The organism is Acidimicrobiia bacterium (assembly GCA_016650365.1).
In the GTDB taxonomy this organism is placed as follows: domain Bacteria; phylum Actinomycetota; class Acidimicrobiia; order Spongiisociales; family JAENVV01; genus JAENVV01.
In genome coordinates this window covers 1-3,213 of record JAENVV010000334.1, presented here as the reverse complement: position 1 = coordinate 3,213, position 3,213 = coordinate 1, and the positions used below count along the sequence as shown (strand labels likewise).

Below are 3,213 nucleotides of genomic sequence, written 5' to 3'. Positions count from 1 at the left end.
CCCTTGATGGCGAGGTTGTCAGCTTCGGTTCCGCCCGAGGTGAACACGATCTCCTGCGGGCGCGCTCCAATGAGTCCTGCGATCACTTCGCGGGATTCTTCCAGGGCGTTCTTGGCGCGCCGCGATACTCCGTGGGATCCGGATGAATTGCCGAACGTTTCGGCCACAAACGGCTCCATCGCTTCCCAGACGGCGGGCCGCATGGGTGTGGTGGCGGCATGATCGAGATACAGCATCAGACCAGAATTGTCCCACATCGCGGCCGCCACAGACCCAGGAACTCCCGGGCCGGGCTGCAAACAACTGGTTAGAGGGCGCCGACCGGAGCAAGGCGGAACCGATCCAGAACTCGCAACGTTAGAGAAGTGTGCAAGGTGTCGAGACTCGAACCCGTGGAACGTTAGGCCGCATGAGCTATCGGGCCGCAGTCATCGTTGCGTGCATCGCATTAACGGGGTGCGGCCAGGCAGTCAGCAATGCATCATCCACCGCTACGCCAATTGCTACGACTTCCTCCTCTACCACCTCGCCACCGCCGACAACCGTGGCCGACCCGACCACATCAACGACCACCACGAGCGTGACGATTCCGATCGTAGGTGAACCGAGCCAGAGCCCGGCCGACGCTGAACGAGACGGGGTGGTCCCGGCCCTGGCTGCACTACCCACGTCAATTCGGGTGGATCCGGGGTCGGCGACGATCACCGACGAGGGACTGTGGGTACTCTCACGGCCGCAACCGGAGACCATGGACTTGGCGACGGGCTGTGGCCTCGGTGACCCGAACGGCCTTTACGGACGAGACATCATCTGCGTCGCCGAATACGGCGAGGTGCTGCTGATGGACGCCACCGGAGAACGGATCCTGCGGGCCTATCCACTTCCGGGCCTGCCTCCGTCTCTACTCGTGGTCACCGACGACGCGATCTTCTGTGGGCGTTGGGGAGACGGAGCGCTCCCGGACTCCATGCTCTGTCGCATCGACCGGACCACCCTCGACTGGACGGTGCGCGTCTTCCCCTGGTACATAGACTCGGGGTTCACAGAGACACCCGAGGGTCACATCCCCGACAACTGGACCATCGGCGACCCCATCGACGCCTCCTACTTCGAGCACATGGAGATGACCGAAGCGGGCCTGACCGTCGAAGGCTGGGGAGGCAAGCGTCTCGTTGATCCGAACTCCCTCGAGTTGCGGGAACCTACCGAGTAGACACATAGTCATCTCGGGCTATCGGCGGCTCCGAGAGCGACGCTCGCTTGCACAGACCAACAGATCTAGCCGATCGTGGCTTGGTGGTTACGGCACGTATTGCTCGTCCAGAGCCACGATTGTTCCTTTCTCGACCGTGGCCCACCAGGGACTGGTTCTCAGGTGACCTTGGACGCTCTCTTCGTGGCCCTGGATCACGTCTAGGAATTGTTGGTAGGTAATGGGATCGTTTTCGAGGTCGGGGTCGGTGTCGTAGTCGTACCAGACCGACGTTACCGAAACGCCTGCTGCCACCGGGAGGGTGAGCGTGGTCGGGTCGGCGTTTCGAATGTAGTAGCCGTTGGAGACCGGGATATCGGTCTCCCCGTCGATCCTTGCCGCGATGTTGGCCTCATTCCCGCCGAACCAAACCGCCAGGTCGACCTCCAAGCTGACATCCCCGTCCGGTGATCCCTGAACGTACACGAGATACCGGCCACTCTCAACAGTTGTGACTCCCTCGTCGGTGATGATCGAACTTTCGGTGTATCCCCCCAGGTCCAACTTCTCGACAGGGCCAGTCCATTCGACGTCGACTCCGGTCAGCGTGGCGCTGGTACCACCAGCGACAAACGATTTGGTAACGGCACCTTCGGCGAGGTCGATGACCAGGAAGGTCTCTTCGGGCATGGCCGGCTCGAACGGGCCCCGGGAGACGATGATGGTCTGACCGTCGAAGTCGTGAATACGCGCCCACGGTTCGTAGAAGCCACCGACGCGGATATCGACCAACTGCAGGTCACCCTCGGCGATGATGAGATGAGCGGGTTCGAGTACCTGTGAGGGCTGGCCCTCTGAATCCCATTCCACCTCGGGTTGGGTTATCCAAGCTGAAAGGCCGTTGGCAGCAGTCCAATGCCACTCCCATGGATTGCCAGGAACCGGGTCCATCCCGCCGGGTGCGTCGACGAATTCGCCGTCAGTCAGCCGGACATATTCCGGACCGTAATCCCAGAGCACCGCGATCGGACCGTCGGGACCAAAGGCTACGTCGACCAACGAATAGATCGGGGCCGCCACCCACACCCGGGTCGGTTCACTGGCATGGATCGGGAACCACCACAACCCGCCGGACTCAACGAACACCAGGCCACCCTCATGATCACGGGCGACCTGAGCGGGAAAGGTCGCCGTCTCCCACACAAGAGTGCCGTCGTCTTTGTGAATACCGTCGGGGCCATGCGTCACCCAAACGGCGTCTGAGAGATCCAAACCGACCGCCGGCACGGTTGGGGACGGAAGAGTTGTCGATGGGGCGGCAATCCTCGAAGTAGAGGAAGAAGGGATACTCGTTGAGCTAGTCGCTTGGTCCCCTCCCGCATTGTCGCCGCAGGCTCCCAGCACGAATACGAAACTGGTTAGAACCATAACGAGCCGAAGATTCCCTACCACCATCACGCCTTTCATGATCAAGCAATAGACCCAACGAGCCAACCCACACTATCGCCAGGACAAAAACGACGAACTCAGTCATTCAACTCCTCGCGGACCGGCAGCGTTCCCGGTGAGTTGACTAAGTAGGGAGGTCGAGAATCAACCCAACCGTTTCGCGAATCTGGGTAAGCGCGACTGGACCGACATTACCCACAACGCCCTCGATCCGACTGGTCGCCACGGCCCGGATGTGTTGGCATTGCGCCGACGAAGGCCGCACGAGACCGTTGGCTTCATCGGGTTCGATGAGAACCTCAGAGCCGAAGCCGCGGGCGGTGGTGGTCAATGGCACGACCTGAATCACGTTAGGTTGCCTCTCAAGGATTCTTTGGGCGGTCAACACCACTGCTGGATGACGGAATCCAGCCTCTCGTCCCGATGGTGCCCCGAGGTCGAGTTCGATGATGTCACCCGAGGTCAGCATCAAGCCAGTCGACCTCGGCGGAAGTGAGCGAAGCCGCCAGCTCCAGGCCGATCCGTTCTTGGCGTAAACGCCGCACCGCCAAAGCGACCGTTTCGCCGACGGT

Annotated in this window: 5 protein-coding genes; 1 reads left to right on the top strand and 4 read right to left on the bottom strand. The window is 61.3% G+C overall.

What is annotated here, in order from left to right; all coding sequences use genetic code 11:
- Nucleotides 1-236, bottom strand: a 236-nt coding sequence (locus JJE47_17980; protein ID MBK5269315.1) for an aminotransferase class V-fold PLP-dependent enzyme, incomplete at its 3' end; no start/stop codon positions are given.
- A gap of 178 nt (nucleotides 237-414) precedes the next feature.
- Complete coding sequence (locus tag JJE47_17975; GenBank protein ID MBK5269314.1) at nucleotides 415-705, bottom strand: hypothetical protein; 291 nt, start codon at nucleotides 703-705, stop codon at nucleotides 415-417.
- A gap of 43 nt (nucleotides 706-748) precedes the next feature.
- Here JJE47_17975 and JJE47_17970 point away from each other — a divergent pair, with 43 nt between their 5' ends.
- Nucleotides 749-1,213 (top strand): hypothetical protein, encoded by a 465-nt coding sequence (locus tag JJE47_17970; GenBank protein MBK5269313.1) that lies wholly within the window; start codon nucleotides 749-751, stop codon nucleotides 1,211-1,213.
- A gap of 87 nt (nucleotides 1,214-1,300) precedes the next feature.
- On the opposite strand, the gene JJE47_17965 is transcribed toward JJE47_17970, so the two are convergent.
- Nucleotides 1,301-2,659, bottom strand: coding sequence for a hypothetical protein (locus tag JJE47_17965; protein MBK5269312.1), 1,359 nt, complete (start codon nucleotides 2,657-2,659; stop codon nucleotides 1,301-1,303).
- A 106-nt stretch (nucleotides 2,660-2,765) separates the two neighbouring features.
- Complete coding sequence (locus tag JJE47_17960; protein ID MBK5269311.1) at nucleotides 2,766-3,110, bottom strand: type II toxin-antitoxin system PemK/MazF family toxin; 345 nt, start codon at nucleotides 3,108-3,110, stop codon at nucleotides 2,766-2,768.
- Nucleotides 3,111-3,213 lie beyond the last annotated feature (103 nt).